Source organism: Acidobacteriota bacterium (genome assembly GCA_012517875.1).
Classification (GTDB): Bacteria; Acidobacteriota; JAAYUB01; order JAAYUB01; family JAAYUB01; genus JAAYUB01.
Genome location: JAAYUB010000171.1, coordinates 1 through 15,156, shown reverse-complemented (window position 1 = coordinate 15,156; position 15,156 = coordinate 1). Strand labels below are relative to the sequence as shown.

The window sequence follows — 15,156 nt, the reverse complement described above, 5'->3', positions numbered from 1 at the left end:
TTCCTGCCGGCGGACTCCAAGCTCCGCGAGAAGGTGAAGACCCGATACACCTTCGGCTTCGTGCCCATGCAGGCGGCCTTCCTGCCGTTCACCGACAGCGAGGGGCGCACCCTCCTCCATTACGGGTTTTATATCGCGCCCAAGGACCTGAGCATCGCCCGTTACAAGGACGAGTACTACGCCGCACTTCAGATCACGCTCAACATCTCCGACGACAAGGACCAGGTGCTCCACCGCTCCAGCCAGGACTTCGTCCAGTACTTTTCCGAAGCGGAGTTCAAGACCGTCCAGCACCAGCCCATGGTGTTCCTCGACAAGGTGGGCATCGTGCCCGGCCACTTCAAGCTGGACCTGCTGGTCTATAACAAGATCACCAGCCAGACCCACCAGTTCAGCAAGACGGTGGACATCCCGGAGTTCCCCGTCGCCGCCCCCGCCATGGGCCCGCTCATCGCGGTAGAGTCTTACAAGCCCGTGGAGCGGGCGTACGACGCGCTGTCCAACCTGGCGTTCAGCTTCTTCGGCTACAGCTTCACGCCGCTCCTGGAAAAAACGCTGAGCCCCGCCGAGAAGCTGAATGTCCTGCTGCAGTACTACTATCCCCCCGACGCCGTGCGGGAGGATCCCGCCGAGACCCTGACCGTGGAGTACCGCATCCTCCCCGCGGGCGGCACCGCCGAAGCCAAGGTCGTCACCGACACCGTAGCCAAGTCCACGGCCAACGCCGCCGGATGCGTGCTGAGCTTCAAGCAGCTCCCGCTCACCGGCTTGTTCGGCGGTCGGCACACCCTGGTGGTCTCGGTGAAGGAGCCGTCGGGACGGACCATCGCCAGCGCCAACCTGAACTTCATCATCGACGCCGCCAACCGCCGGCCGCCGCAGCGCGTGTACGCGTCAGCGACCCTGGCCGCCGACGACGCCGGCATCTACGATTACCACCGGGCCATGATCTACCTGAAGCAACAGCACACCGAGACGGCCGCCGCGGCGCTGAACCGGGCCGTGCTCAAGAGCCCCGATTTCGTCCCCGCGCTGGTCGAACTGGCCCGGCTCGAGTTCGAGGCCGGCCGCTCCGCCCGGGCGCTGGAGCTGCTGGAGCGCGCCCGCGCCCAGAAAGAGTACCGGCCCGAGACCAACGTTCTGATGGCCCGCGTCCTGCTGACGCTGGAGCGGCCGGCGGACGCCGGCGCCGCGCTCGAGGCGTTCCTGCGGGTCGCTGTGCCCAGCCAGCGGCAGTATCGCGAGCTGGCCGAGATGTACGACCGGCTCGGCCAGTCGGAGCGGGCCGCGACGATGCGGCGGCAGGCGGGGGAGACGGAGCCGCCCAAGTGACGGACCGGCCCGGCGGGTGGAATTTGCGGTTGCAGTCGGCGGGGAGTCCCGCTAAGATGAAGCCGCAACAGCCGAAATGAGGAGGACGACGTGACCAAACGGAGCGAACTCGAAAAATTGACCGCCACGAAATTGCGCGAGATGGCCCACGCGTACGAGGAGATCAAGGGCGCCTCCGGCATGGCCAAGGGCGAGCTGATCGAGGCCATCGTGGCGGCCATGCGCCAGCGGGGCACCTTCCAGGAAGACCTGAGCCACGCCGACGCCATCGACCAGCTCGAGGCCCAGCGGCTGAAGGTGCGGACCGAGCTCGGTCCGCTCATCCGCAGCAAGCGGACCCTGCTCGCCGCCGAGACCCATGACCACGCCCAGATCAAGGTCGTCCGGGCCCAGGTCAAGCGCCTGCGCCGCCGGATCCACCGGATCCGCGTGCAGGAAGCCCAGCTGAAAAAGATCCTGAAGATCAAATCCTGATCGATCACCCCGTGATCCGCCCGGAGGAGTGGCCCATGGCCGGCCCGCGCCACGCTCACCTGCCGGCGGCAGCCGGCATCCCGCCCGAGTTGCCGGAATCGATCCGGTGCCTGCGGGACCGTCTGGCCGGCCGGCTCCTCATCCTGGCGCACCACTATGTCCAGGATGAGATCGTGGCGCTGGCCGACGTCGTCGGCGATTCCCTCAAACTGGCCCAGGCAGCGGCTTCCCGCCGCGACGCCCAGTGGATCGTCCTTTGCGGCGTGCGCTTCATGGCCGAGAGCGCCGACATCCTCACCGCGCCCGAGCAGGCTGTCTTCATGCCCGACGCCGGCGCCGGCTGCAGCATGGCCGACATGGCCGACGCGGCGGCAGTGGCCCGCTGCTGGGACGATCTGGCGGCGCTGCCGGGACGGACCCTGCCGGTGACCTACATCAACTCAGCGGCCGAGATCAAGGCGTTCGTGGGCCGCCACGGGGGCTGCGTCTGCACGTCGTCCAACGCGACCCACGTCATGCGCTGGGCGTTTGGGCAAGCTGACCGGATCCTGTTTCTGCCCGACCAGCACCTGGGTCGCAACACCGCCCACGACCTCGGCGTCCCCCCCGGCGAAGTGGTCCTCTGGTCCGCCGACGGGCGCGGCGACGGCCTGGATCCGGCACGGCTGGCCGCAGCGCGCATCGTCCTCTGGCCCGGCCACTGCTGCGTCCACCAGATGTTCAAGCGCAGCCACGTGACGCACTTCCGCCGCCGGGCGCCGGAGGCGCGCATTGTCGTCCACCCCGAGTGCGCCTTCGAAGTGGTCCAGGCGGCCGATCTCGCCGGCTCCACCGAGTTCATCATCCGGACAGTCGGCGAAGCGCCGCCCGGCAGCCACTGGGTCGTGGGAACCGAGCTCAACCTGGTGGACCGGCTGGCCGCCCGGCACGCCGACCGGCGGGTGGAGCCGCTGACCCGTTTCGGCGCCCGCTGCGGCTCCATGCGCCGAAACCGGCTGCCGGCGCTGCGGACGGTCCTCGAGGGGCTGGCCGCGGGCGCCCCGCCGGAGCCGGTGGCCGTGCCGGCGGCGGTCGCCGCGCCGGCCCGGCTGGCTCTGGAGCGCATGCTGGCCGTCACGGCGTGAGCCGGCGGACGGATATCACAAGCGAGGTAACACGTCGTGGACAATGACAACGCACAACAGCTTGTCCTCGAACCGGCCGGCCGGATCTGCCTGGGCGAGGGTCTGGCGGACTTTCAGGAGATGCTGGCCAACGCCGTCTACCCGCCCGCCATGTGCGTCGTCCTGCGGCTAGCGGCGGTGACCTACATCGACAGCTCCGGCATCGGCGAGATCCTGAAGCTGTTCCTCGAGCTCAAGAACCACGGCCGCGATCTGGTCCTGACTGAGGTCCCCCCGCCGATCCTGAAGATCTTCAAGAGCACCAAGCTCGACCGCGTGTTCGTCATCCGCTGAGTTCCCCGCCATTCGCCGCGCGCGGCGCCCGACGGCGGGTAAAACCGCCTTGAACTTTTCCCGCCGGCATTGGATAATAGCTTTTTTCAAAACACTGATCTATTCATCCGAACAAGGAGATCGTATGGCTGAAACAATGAAAGCGGTGGTCAAAACCCGCCCGGAGCTCGGCGGCGAACTGCTGGAACGGCCCCTCCCCAAGATCGCCCCCGACCAGGTGCTGGTGAAGGTGCGGGCGACCTCCATCTGCGGCACCGACGTCCACATCTACAAGTGGGACGCCTGGGCCGCCAACCGGATCGGCGAGAAGCGCCTCCCCCAGATCATGGGCCACGAGGTGGCCGGCGAGGTCGTCGAGGTGGGCGGCCACGTGAAGCGGGTCAAGGTGGGCGACTACATCTCGGCCGAGACCCACATCTATGATCCCGGCGATCTGACCGCGCTGCTGGGACAGCTCCACATCGGCGACCACATGAGGATCCTGGGCGTGGACTGCGACGGCGCCTTCGCCGAGTATTTCGCCGTACCGGAGTCGGTGTGCTGGATCAACGACGCATCGATCCCGCCCGAGCTGGCCACCATCCAGGAGCCGCTGGGCAACGCCGTGTACACGGTGCTCGGCGAGGACTTCGACGTCGCCGGCAAGACCGTGGTCATCCTGGGCGACGGTCCGGCGGCGCTGCTCGCGGCGGGCGTGGCCCGGGTCTGCGGCATGGCCAAGATCTTCATCGTGGGCAAGTACGAGTTCAACCTGAAGATCGCCCAGACGATGGGCGCGGACTTCCTCCTCTACGCCAACAAGGACGACGTGGACCGTGTGGCTTTCGTCAAGGACCACACCTACGGCGCCGGCGCCGACATCGTGCTCGACATGGCCGGCTCGCCGCAGGCACTCACCGAGGGCTTCAAGATGCTGCGCCGCGGCGGCCGCTTCTCTGCGTTCGGCATCGCCGCCGAATCCCCCACCATGATCGACTACAACAACGGCATCGTCTTCAAGGGCGCCCAGATCCACGGCATCAACGGCCGGCTCATGTTCGACACCTGGTACCGGGTGCGCAACCTGCTGGCCACCGGCCGCCTCGACATCCGTCCGGTGATCACCCACATGTTCAGCCTCGAGGACTACGTGAAGGGCTTCGACGCCATGCTGAGCCGCCCGCGCCAGTCGGCCAAGGTGGTCCTGTTCCCCGACGCCGCCGAATTCGCCGCCGCCCGGAAGAGAATGTAACTTGGCTGGGGGATGAATTTCAAAACCGGGACCTGGGACCTGGGTTCTGGGTCCTGGTTTTTCGGATCAAGAATATGATGGATTCACTGCTGGAGCTGGCTTGCGGTGATCGTTGAGCGGAAAGGCGTCATCAAAAAAATGCCGGGACAAGAATCATCACTTAAAAGTTACCGAGATCTGAGGGTTTGGCAGGACAGTCTTGATATTACTAAGAAAATCTATTTACTGACAAAATCTTTCCCTCGATCAGAACAATATGGATTGACTTCCCAGATGCGGCGCGCCGCCGTCTCCATCCCTTCCAACATCGCCGAGGGTCATGCTCGCATTGGAACGGGTGAATATCTCCGTTTTCTGTCCATTGCCTTGGGATCAATTGCGGAGCTGGAAACGCAATTGATCATCAGTCAACGATTGGATTACCTCTCCGCACAGGATTTATCCTCAGTGATGGAACAATTGGCTCGTGTCGGAAAGATGTTGCGTAACTTGTATAAATCCATCGAGCCCTATCGAGTGCATGAACCGGTGCAGTATGAGTGAGCTCGAAACAGACAATTTAGTAGTTTCAAGACCAGGTCCCAGAACCCAGGTCCCAGGTCCCCCGGAGACAATTCACTTTTTCAAGGAGTAGGCATATGTATGGAAAGCTCAAAGACTTCCTGACCGATGAACTCCGTAAGCTCGAAGAGCAAAAGCTTTACAAGCACGAGCGGATCATCGAGAGCGCCCAGGGCGTCGAGATCGTGGTCAAGGGGAAGAAGTGCCTCAACTTCTGCGCCAACAACTATCTCGGGCTCTCCTCCCACCCCGAGCTGATCCGGGCCGCCCACGAGGGGATCGACCACCGCGGCTACGGCCTGTCGTCGGTCCGGTTCATCTGCGGCACCCAGGACATCCACAAGACCCTGGAGCGGAAGGTGTCGGAGTTCCTGGGCATGGACGACACCATCCTGTTCTCCTCCTGCTTCGACGCCAACGGCGCCGTGTTCGAGCCGCTGCTCGGCGAGGGGGACGCCATCATCAGCGACGCGCTGAACCACGCCTCCATCATCGACGGCGTGCGCCTCTGCAAGGCCCAGCGGTGGGCCTACAAGCACTCCGACATGCGCGACGTCGAGGAACTGGACCCGGCCACCGGCAAGACGGCCAAGGGGCTGGAGCGCTGCCTCAAGGAAGCCAATGAGAAAGGTTGCCGCTTCAAGATGATCGCCACCGACGGCGCCTTCTCCATGGACGGCGACGTCGTCCGGCTGAAGGAGATCTGCGACCTGGCCGACAAGTACGACGCCCTGGTCATGGTGGACGACTCCCACGCCTCCGGCTTCATGGGCAAGACCGGCCGGGGCACCCACGAGCACTGCGGCGTCATGGGCCGCGTGGACATCATCACCACCACCTTCGGCAAGGCGCTCGGCGGGGCGTCCGGCGGCTGCATTTCCGGCCGCAAGGAGATCATCGACTGGATGCGCAACAAGGCCCGGCCGTATCTCTTCTCCAACACCGTGGCGCCGTCCGTGGTCATGGCCACCATCCGGGTCATGGACATGCTCTCCTCCACCACGGCGCTCCGCGACAAGCTGGAAAAGAACACCCGGTACTTCCGTGAGAAGATGACCGCCGCCGGCTTCGACATCATCCCCGGCGTGCACCCCATCACCCCCATCATGTTCGGCAAGTACCCCGACTGCTCCAAGCTGGCGGTGGACTTCGCCAACGCCATGCTGGACGAGGGGATCTACGTGATCGCCTTCTCCTTCCCGGTCGTGCCGCGGGGCAAGGATCGCATCCGCGTCCAGATCTCGGCCGCCCACGAGCAGCACCATCTGGAGCAGGCCATCGCCGCCTTCACCAAGGTGGGCCGCAAGCTGAATATGATCAAGTAGACGGGTTCGAACTTCGACCCACACGCAAGGGGCGCTTCGGCGCCCCGTTTTCATTTATCAGTGAGTGAGGTTAAATGGATCGAGGGTTTGACAGTTCACAGGTTCACAGGTTCACAGGTTCGCAGGTTCACCGGCTCTCAAATCGACTCAACCATTAACCATCAATTATCACGGTTAATAAAGCCGCGCCCCTGAACTCCCGCCGTGCTCCGGCCATCGAGTTCTGTGATAGAATGACCGGGGTTCAGGCCATGCGAATCACGATCATCATGCGATGCAAGATGCTGCTGGCGGCGCTGCTGGTCGGCGCGATCGCCGCCGGGGCCCAGGACGTCCCCAAGACGAAGGGCGTCGAGGAAACGCCGGCCCGCGACGCCGTGGTGAGCCTGACCGCCGATGTGTCGGCCGTCCGCTTCAACGCCCAGGTCCGGGACCGGAAGGGGAACCTGATTACGGGCCTGCCCCGGGAGGCCTTCGAAGTTCGGGAGGACGGCCGGCCGCAGGAGCTGATCTACTTCGAGGCCGACTCCTCGCCTGTCTCCGTCGCCCTCCTTGTCGAGTTCAGCCGGCCCACCGCCGGCATCCTCCAGGACATGCGGGACTCCGCCTACCTGCTGGTCCGGGAGCTGGCGGTCGAAGACAACTGCGCCCTGGTTGTCTTCAACAACCGCCCCGAAGTCGTCGTCGACTTCACCCGGGACCGGGAGGAGATCCTGCGCGCCGTCGCCCGCATGAACTACACCTTCCTCTCCTCCATCGAGCTCCTGGACAGCGTCCGGTTCACCGTCAGCCGCATGAGCGAGGTGCCGGGCAAGCGCGGGATCGTCCTGCTGGCCACCGGCCTGAGCGAGAGCGGCGGCCGCCTCAACGAGCTGTCCCGCCAGCTCCAGGTGATGGGCGTGCCCATCTACGCCGTCTCCATGGGACAGCACGCGCGCAACCTGCTCGATCCGGTCCTGTCCACCTCGGACCACCACCTCTTCTTCCAGGCGGACCACCGCCTCCGCACCCTGGCCGAGAACTCGGGCGGCGCCGCGTTCTTCCCCAAGCACCCCAACGCGTTTCCCGACACGATGAAAACCGTCTGCGCCTATCTCAAGCACCAGTACCTTCTGGCCTACACACCGCCCGATCCGGCGGACCAGAAACGCAAGCGCACGCTGGCCATCAGCGCCCGGGCCGACCTGGATCGCGACGGCACGCCCGAGCCGCTGGAAGTGGTTCACGTGCGCCAGTATGTGCTGGGCGGATCGCCCTTGAAACCCTAGGCAATCCAATACATTGGAAAGCATATTCAATATTTTGGATACATCTGGACCGTCCCTGAAAGCGACCCTCTCAACACATTTATAATCCGTTTAGTAACAAACAGTTATCATATTCACCTCCATGTTAATTTTTTGGTATGATTCTTGCTTATAATTCCGTATGTTTTTTGGTTTTGGGACATTCGGGTTTGTTCGGTGCGCGTTCACCCCAGTCAGTCTTTTTAGTCTGATCGTCTCAATATCTTACCCATCCTTAAAGGAGGTTCCTGTATGAGACATGCGTTCCTCAGGTTTGCCCTGCTGTCCATGCTGGCGGTTCTGTGCGCCGGCTTGGTGGCAGGTCAGGCCACGATGACCTACGGCCGCATCGAGGGCCAGGCCAAGGACCAGACCGGCGGCGTGATCCCCGGTGTGACTGTATCCGTCACCTCGGCCACCGGCACCAAGACCATGGTCACCGGTGACAGCGGCGAGTTCGCCTTCCCCTTCCTGACCCCGGGCGTCTACAGCCTGAAGGCCGAACTGGAAGGGTTCAAGACCTTCGAGCAGACCGACATCTCGGTCCGCCTGGGCGGCACCACGACCATCAACCTGGTGCTGAACCCCGGCGAAATCAGCGAAGTCATCACCGTCACCGGTGAGGCCCCGCTGGTTGACACCACCACCACCACGGTGGGCGCCACTATTTCCGACGACCTGTTCACCAGCGTGCCCATGCGGCGCAACTTCACCAACCTGTTCAACATGGCCCCCGGCGTCGGTGATTCCGGATCGCTCGGCGACAACAACCCCTCCATCGGCGGCGCGTCCGGCCTGGAGAACAACTACATCGTGGACGGCGTGAACATCACCAACACCGGTTACGGTTCGGTGGGTGCCTACTCCAACGTGTACGGCTCGCTGGGCTCCGGCGTGACCTTCGACTTCGTGAAGGAAGTCCAGGTCAAGCAGGGCGGCTTCGAAGCCGAGTACGGCCAGAGCACCGGCGGCGTGGTGAACGTCATCACCAAGTCCGGCGGCAACGAGTTCCACGGCGGCGTGTACTTCTACGGCCAGCCCGGTGGCTGGGAAGCCCGTCGCAAGCAGACCAACACCTACCGCGTGTCCGACGGCACCGAGATCAAGCGCAACGAGTCCTTCGACGTCAGCGCCGACTTGAGCGGCTATCTCTGGAAGGACAAGTTCTTCTTCTATTTGGGCTTCAACCCCCAGTGGAACACCATCACCACCATGGCCCCGGCCGGCATCGGCCAGTGGGTCGATCCCGGTGTGGGCTTCTTCGACCGCGAGGACAACATCTACTCCTGGTCAGCCAAGGCCACCTGGGTGCCCTGGAGCAACCACAACTTCGAGTTCTCCACGTTCGCTGACCCGTCCAATCGCGCCGTGGGTCCTAACCGCGGCATGACCTCCAAGGGCGATGACAACTACTCGGGCCTGGCCTACGGCTCCTGGAACTGGATCGCCCGCTACAACGGCGTGATCACCAACAACTGGTTCCTGACGGCGTCGCTCGGCCGCGCCTTCAACCGGTTTGAAGAGCAGCTCCTGTACATGGAGCGGATCCGCTACACCAACTACATTGACTTCGCACCGGCCCTGGTCGCCATGGGCGGCGTGGGCTTCTTCGAGAACAACAACGGCGAGAACTGGCAGTTCAACGTCAAGACCACGTTCAACTTCAGCGCCGGTGGCGACCACACTTGGGACTTCGGCTACATGTACGAGGACGTGGGCTACACCGCCGTCCGCCGCTACACCGGCCCCATGATCTCCGTACCCGCCTTCGGCAATTTCCCGGGCCTCACCACCTACGGCGGCACTTTCCGCCTGCGCTACTACACCATCCCCGGCTCCGGCGGCCAGTACTGGGATGCCAACGGCGACGGCGTCATCACCAAAGCCGATGCGCTGCTGCAGCAGATCCGCGGCAACGCCAACGATCCCAACATCGAGACCAAGACCAAGTACCACTCTTTCTACATCCAGGACGCCTGGAAGATCACCGACAAGATCACCCTGAAGGCCGGCCTGCGCTATGACTGGCAGCAGATGTCCGGCGGCGGCGACAACGCCATCACCTATGAGTTCACCAACAACTGGGCGCCGCGCGTCGGTCTGATCTACGATCTGTTCGGCGACGGCAAGACCAAGGTGTTCGGCAACTGGGGCCGCTTCTACCAGAAGATCCCCAACGACATGGCCGTCCGCGCCTTCAGCTCCGAAGACGGCGTGACCAACGCCTGGTGGTATGTCAACTACGACGCCCAGGGCCGTCCGACCCCAGGCGCCTTCGCCCAACCCGATATGCCCAGCCCGCCGACAGTCACCCGCACCGGCGCCAATCCCACCTACGTGGTGCCCGAGACCAAGACCATGTACCAGAACGAACTGGTCCTGGGCTTCGACCACCAGCTCAATCCCACCATGAGCTTCGGCATGCGCTACATCTTCCGCGAAGTGGGCCGCATGCTGGAAGACGTGGGCACCCTCACCGTGAACCAGTACATTGAGGACTCCGAGTACTTCACCTACGTCATCGCCAACCCCTCCTTCTCCTCCGACTACGTCATCAATGACACCGGTGAAATCGGCTCCGACGGCCTGGCCGACGGCTTCGCCGATCCGAAGCGCTCTTACAACGCCCTGGAACTGACCCTGGAAAAGCGCTTCTCCCAGGGCTTCCAGTTCCTGGCCAACTACCGTCTTTCCAAACTGTGGGGCAATTACGAGGGCCTGTACCGGAACGACAACGGGCAGGATGACCCCAACATCACCTCCCTGTACGACTTCCGGCTGGACGAGAACCTGCTCTACCAGTTCACCCCCGGCTACCTGAACACCGACCGGCGCCACACCCTGAACTTCAACGGCTCCTACACCTTCAACGGCGGCTTCACCCTGGGTGTGGGCTTCCGGAGCACCAGCGGCGCCCCCATCACCAAACTGCTGGCTCACCCGGCGTATGAGAACTCCGGCGAAATCCCGGCGGAACCCCGTGGCTCCGAGGGCCGGACCGAGTGGATCAACAACTTCGACGTGCACATGAGCTATCCGTTCACCTTCGGTGACAACTACCGCCTGCGCTTCGGCGTGGACGTCTTCAACCTGTGCAACTTCAAGCGCATCACCACCGTGGACGAGAACTACGAGAACGCGCCCGGGGATTTGAACGTTGACTATCTGACCCCCACCGGGTTCCAGCGCCCCTTCAACATGCGGTTCTCCGTCCGGTTCGAGTTCTAAGAACCGGCTGGTCCGCGTGACCACTCCAGGCGGGGCCTTCGGGCCCCGCCTTTTTTTTCGTGATCGTGATCGTGTCGGAGTCGAGGCTAGAGGCTCGAGGCTAGAGGCTCGTTCCCGTAAAGCGGACTTCGGATATCGGACCTGGGTGCTGGGACCTGGGTGCTGGGTTCTGGGACCTGCGTGCTGGGTGCTGGGTCTCAGAATCAACAGTTGATCGTTGATTGTTGATCGTTGATCGTTGATTCGCCTGCCGTCTCACCATTCACCGATTCACCCATTCACCGATTCACCCATTCACCGACTCACCCATTCACCTATTCACCTATTCACCCATTCACCCATTCACCGACTCACCGATCTCGTCCGGCACACACAAACGGCCGGCAAGCGGTACCTCAGGGGTGCCCGCCGGTGGACATTGCCCGTTTCCCTGCCGCCCGAATTTTGGATTGACTTTCCCGGCCGCTTGAATACAATATGGCCTTCCCGCGCCGCGGGAGATTGGCGCGATCTTTCGGCGCTATCGTCTAGGGGTTAGGACGCCGCCCTCTCACGGCGGTAACCGGGGTTCGAATCCCCGTAGCGCTACCAATACCCAAGCCGCCGGCATTTCTGCCGGCGGTTTTTTTCTCTCGCCGAAACGCGAAGTCGCAAAGATTCTGTGAATGTCGGGGATGCGGGTGAATCACTCCGCGGCGGGATCGGCCAGGCGGCGGCAGGCGGCGGCCAGGTCGGTCTTGGCGCAGAGGAGCTCCCCGAACAGCGGCAGGCGCGGCCGGACCGCGGCCATCATCGCCCCCGCCAGCTCGCGGATGTCCCACTGGGCGTGCTCGTCCAGGCGGAGCCGCGCGAAGTGCGCCAGCTCGCGCACGCTGACCCGGAACAGCACCCGGCGCCGGTTCGCGTTGGTCAGGGCGTAGGCGGCCGCCGGCGGCGCCAGGGCGCCGATGCGGCCGGCCGTCACGGCGCTCGCGTCCGCCAGTTCCCGCAGCGCCGCCGCCTCGTCCACCGCCGCCACCGATGCCGGCACGGTGACGCCGAGCCGCGGATCGTAGTCCTGCGGGATCAGCGTGCCCATCCGGTGGCGCTTGAGCTGGGCGAAGCACGAGGCGCTCACCACGCACTCGAACGTGGCCGCGGCCAGTTCGAACGCCCGCGGCAGCGACTGCCACGGCGGGAGGTGCTCCACGAGCCCCGCCAGGAGGGCGCGCTTCGCCGCCGCACCCGCCGTCTCGGCCCAGCGCCGGCTTGCCGCCGCCGACAGTCCGCCCGCCTCGTGCATCAGCGCCGTCCAGACCGGCGTCTCGTCCAGGCCCGCGTCGTCCACGATGCGGCAGGCGGCCCCGTCGCCGGACGGTAGCTCTGGCGCCCCCCCCTCGGCGGCGGCGCGCAGGCGCTCCCGGGTCAGCGGCAGGTCCAGGCGGTGGTGCGCCGTCGGCTCGGTGTACTTGATGAGCGACGGGGCGATGCCGCCCACGGTGCGGCGGAGGCGGTCGCCGTACTCCCGCACCTCGCCGAGCGGGTGCGCGGCCGCCGCCTGGATGATCCGCTCCAGGTTGCGGGCGTTGGCGGTGAGGCCGAGCTGGGTCTCCGTAGCCAGGCTCAGGCCGTAGCGGGCATCCTCCTTGGCCCAGCCGTCGAGGGTGCGCCGGCCGTCCTTCGCCCCGGCCAGCTCCGGGTGCCGCGGCGGGAAGTATTCCGCGAGCTTGCCGTAACAGCGGTGGTAGAACGCCACCTGGCGGGCGACCAGCGCGTGGAACTCCGCCTCCAGCGGGGTGCCCAGCACCTCCACCGGCGTGACGTAGTCACCCGTGAGGGTGATGTAGCGCTGTGATTTTTCGGTGTAGGAGCAGAGGCGGAAGCGTTCCACAAACTCGGCGGCCAGGCGGCTGATCCCCAGGACGTCGAGGTTGAACACGGCGTGCTCGGCCACCGAGGCGTGCCCCAGGCCGAAGATGATGGTCTCGTTGGACCGGCGCGCCCGGTCCACCTCGGCCCGGGCCGCGGCGCGCAGTTCCGGCGCCGGGCGCGGGTCGCGGCTGATGCGGGCGTAGGCGGCCGACAGCGTCTCGGGCGTCAGGTTCCGGCGTTCGGCATGCGCGGCCAGCTCGGCGGCCAGGGCAGCCCGGTCGGCGGCCGCCGCATCCGGCGCCAGCGCCTGCCGGGCCCGCTCCAGAAGCTCCGGGTACTCGCGGAGGAGTTCTGCGTCCACATTCAGGCCCGCCAGGATCACGTCCACGCTGTCCGCGCCTCCTCTGGTTCTCCGGCCCGTCGCCAGGCCGACCGGCGGTACCGGCCGGTCCCGCTCATGCGCCGCCGAGGCCGTCCACCTCGGCGCCGGGATCGATCCGGCGGATGGCGTCCACCACCTCGCGGATGAGCACGTCCGGCGTCGAGGCGCCGGCGGAGATGCCCACCGTCTCGACGCCCTCGAACCACTCGGCGCGCACGTCCGCCGCGGTCTGGACCTGATAGGTCCGCGGGTTGATGCTCTGGCTCAGCTCCGTGAGCCGGCGGGTGTTCGCGCTGGTGTACGATCCGACGATGATCATGATGTCGTTGTGGCGCGGCATCTGGCAGATCTCGCTCTGGTGGTCGGTGGTGGGCTTGCAGATGGTGTTGATGAAGCGGATCTCCCGGCTGAAGCGCACGAGCTGCGGCAGGATCTGCTGCACGTTGCCCAGGCTCTGGGTGGACTGCACCACCACACCCAGCTTGGGGTAGCGCCGATCCCAGCCCTCGAGATCAACCGGCGCGGCCACCACGCGGGCGCCGGGCGCCTGCCCGGCGATGCCCCGCACCTCGTCGTGGTTGTGGTCGCCGATGATCACGATCTGGTACCCCTCGGCGTGGAGGTTGCGCACGATCCGGTGGATCTCCAGCACCATGGGGCAGGTGGCGTCCACGATCTTGAGGCCGCGCGCCTCCGCCTCGGCGTACGTCTCCGGGGTGGAGCCGTGCGCGCGGAACAGGAGTACACCGGCGGGGATGTCGTCGATGCGGTCCACCACCCGGATGCCGGCCCGCTGGATCTGGTCCACGACGGATTCGTTGTGGACGATCTCGCCCAGCATGTAAACGTCCTGCTCGGTGCGGGCGGCTTGCAGGGCAATATCGATGGCGCGGCGCACCCCAAAACAGAAGCCGGCGCTCCGGGCCACCTGGATCTTCATCGGCCGCTCCGCGGCACCGGCGCCTCGACCATCGGCAGACGGTACAGGATCAGCCCCGCCGCGCGCGCGGTGAACGTCTCGAAGAACCGGCGGGTCTCGGCATAGTCGGCCGGCGGCAGCGTCCGCTGCGTCACCGCGACCTCCTCCTCCACGCGGATCATGCCCCGCTCCGCGTCCAGGCGGAAGGTCCGCCGGGCCGACCAAGCCGGCGTCCTGCGGGCGGTTTCCGCCGGCAGGTGGAGCACCTCGCTCCCCGGCGGCAGATGGATCTCCGTCACCGTGCGGCTGACGGCCGGCTCGCCCAGGTCCAGCGGCGTACGGCGTTCCGGTTCACCGAGCCAGAAGCTGACCTCGGCGAACGTCAGCGGTAGCGACGGCGTGTCCAGCACGACGACGTCGCCCTGACGCACGGTCAGATCGCCGCGGGCGATCGCCTGCCGGAGCTCCACGCCGCAGTCGGATGCTTCGAGCCCCGTCGCGTCGCCGCCCCGCGGCTCGGCGCCGGCGGCCCAGCGGGAGGCCAGCTCGCGGAGGGCCGCCTCGCGCTCCGCGGGGGGCAGCCGCCCCAGAAGTTCGCGGGCCCGGGTGGCGAAGAGGCCGCTGAGCGCCGCCCCGACCTCGATCGCCGCCCCGCCGTCGGCGTCCAGCCGGATGGTCATCCGGTTCTCGGCCGCGTTGGCCGGGCCGGTCGCCGCGCCGGTGTCGGCGAATTCCGTCCGGTCGCGGCCGACGAACAGACCGCGGGTGTCCGCCGCGGCGGCGCACCAGCCGAAGGTGTCGCTGCTGCCGGCGGGGTCCAGGTAGACCGGAACGCCGTCGGGCAGCTCCAGCCGCAGCACCAGTGCGTCGAACTGCTCCATCGCCGGCACGTCCTCCGCCAGCGGCAGCCGGTCGCGGTTGAGGAAGACCGGCACGGCCTCGAGACCTGCCGCCGCCAGCATCGCCCCGAGCAGCGCTGCCTTGTCCTTGACGTCGCCCGCGCCGGCCGCCAGCGCCGCGTCCGGCTCCGCCGGCCGCAGCCCGGCCATGGGCACGGCCACCGGGACCAGGGCCAGCTCGCGGGTCACGAAGTGGAAGAGCCGCTGCGCC

The 15,156-nt window shown here is 65.8% G+C and carries 12 protein-coding genes and 1 tRNA gene; 10 read left to right on the top strand and 3 right to left on the bottom strand.

Annotation, left to right across the window (positions count from 1 at the left end):
* From GX414_16085 to GX414_16040, 10 genes are all read left to right on the top strand, one after another.
* Window positions 1–1,332: hypothetical protein (locus tag GX414_16085; GenBank protein NLI48621.1), on the top strand; the 1,332-nt coding region annotated here is incomplete at its 5' end.
* A gap of 90 nt (window positions 1,333–1,422) precedes the next feature.
* Window positions 1,423–1,806, top strand: coding sequence for a hypothetical protein (locus GX414_16080; GenBank protein NLI48620.1), 384 nt, complete (start codon window positions 1,423–1,425; stop codon window positions 1,804–1,806).
* 35 nt (window positions 1,807–1,841) lie between these two features.
* The gene (nadA, locus tag GX414_16075) at window positions 1,842–2,930 is read left to right on the top strand and encodes a quinolinate synthase NadA (GenBank protein ID NLI48619.1); all 1,089 of its coding nucleotides are present in this window, start codon (window positions 1,842–1,844) and stop codon (window positions 2,928–2,930) included.
* Between the two features lie 36 nt (window positions 2,931–2,966).
* Window positions 2,967–3,263: an STAS domain-containing protein gene (locus GX414_16070; protein NLI48618.1), complete on the top strand. Its 297-nt coding sequence runs from the start codon at window positions 2,967–2,969 to the stop codon at window positions 3,261–3,263.
* A gap of 124 nt (window positions 3,264–3,387) precedes the next feature.
* Window positions 3,388–4,494, top strand: a complete 1,107-nt coding sequence (locus GX414_16065) for an alcohol dehydrogenase catalytic domain-containing protein (protein NLI48617.1) — start codon at window positions 3,388–3,390, stop codon at window positions 4,492–4,494.
* 138 nt (window positions 4,495–4,632) lie between these two features.
* A complete protein-coding gene (locus GX414_16060; GenBank protein ID NLI48616.1) occupies window positions 4,633–5,037 on the top strand; it encodes a four helix bundle protein in 405 nt (134 codons plus the stop codon).
* Between the two features lie 95 nt (window positions 5,038–5,132).
* Window positions 5,133–6,380, top strand: a complete 1,248-nt coding sequence (locus GX414_16055) for a glycine C-acetyltransferase (protein ID NLI48615.1) — start codon at window positions 5,133–5,135, stop codon at window positions 6,378–6,380.
* Between the two features lie 251 nt (window positions 6,381–6,631).
* Window positions 6,632–7,648, top strand: coding sequence for a VWA domain-containing protein (locus GX414_16050; GenBank protein NLI48614.1), 1,017 nt, complete (start codon window positions 6,632–6,634; stop codon window positions 7,646–7,648).
* Window positions 7,649–7,918: 270 nt separating this feature from the next.
* On the top strand, window positions 7,919–10,894 hold the full coding sequence (locus GX414_16045) for a TonB-dependent receptor (GenBank protein NLI48613.1): 2,976 nt from the start codon (window positions 7,919–7,921) through the stop codon (window positions 10,892–10,894).
* Between the two features lie 516 nt (window positions 10,895–11,410).
* Window positions 11,411–11,485, top strand: a tRNA-Glu gene (locus GX414_16040).
* Between the two features lie 94 nt (window positions 11,486–11,579).
* Here GX414_16040 and GX414_16035 read toward each other — a convergent pair.
* From GX414_16035 to GX414_16025, 3 genes are all read right to left on the bottom strand, one after another.
* Window positions 11,580–13,133, bottom strand: a complete 1,554-nt coding sequence (locus tag GX414_16035) for an FAD-dependent thymidylate synthase (protein ID NLI48612.1) — start codon at window positions 13,131–13,133, stop codon at window positions 11,580–11,582.
* Window positions 13,134–13,200: 67 nt separating this feature from the next.
* A complete protein-coding gene (gene ispH, locus GX414_16030; GenBank protein ID NLI48611.1) occupies window positions 13,201–14,067 on the bottom strand; it encodes a 4-hydroxy-3-methylbut-2-enyl diphosphate reductase in 867 nt (288 codons plus the stop codon).
* Window positions 14,064–15,156: hypothetical protein (locus GX414_16025; GenBank protein NLI48610.1), on the bottom strand; the 1,093-nt coding region annotated here is incomplete at its 5' end. The genes ispH and GX414_16025, both read right to left, overlap by 4 nt.

Bases quoted from the DNA above. Each gene is read 5' to 3' on its own strand.
- nadA (NLI48619.1), top strand. From the start codon at position 1,842: ATGGCCGGCCCGCGCCACGCTCACCTGCCGGCGGCAGCCGGCATCCCG.
- GX414_16065 (NLI48617.1), top strand. From the start codon at position 3,388: ATGGCTGAAACAATGAAAGCGGTGGTCAAAACCCGCCCGGAGCTCGGC.
- GX414_16060 (NLI48616.1), top strand. From the start codon at position 4,633: ATGCCGGGACAAGAATCATCACTTAAAAGTTACCGAGATCTGAGGGTT.
- GX414_16055 (NLI48615.1), top strand. From the start codon at position 5,133: ATGTATGGAAAGCTCAAAGACTTCCTGACCGATGAACTCCGTAAGCTC.
- GX414_16050 (NLI48614.1), top strand. From the start codon at position 6,632: ATGCGAATCACGATCATCATGCGATGCAAGATGCTGCTGGCGGCGCTG.
- GX414_16045 (NLI48613.1), top strand. From the start codon at position 7,919: ATGAGACATGCGTTCCTCAGGTTTGCCCTGCTGTCCATGCTGGCGGTT.
- ispH (NLI48611.1), bottom strand. From the start codon at position 14,067: ATGAAGATCCAGGTGGCCCGGAGCGCCGGCTTCTGTTTTGGGGTGCGC.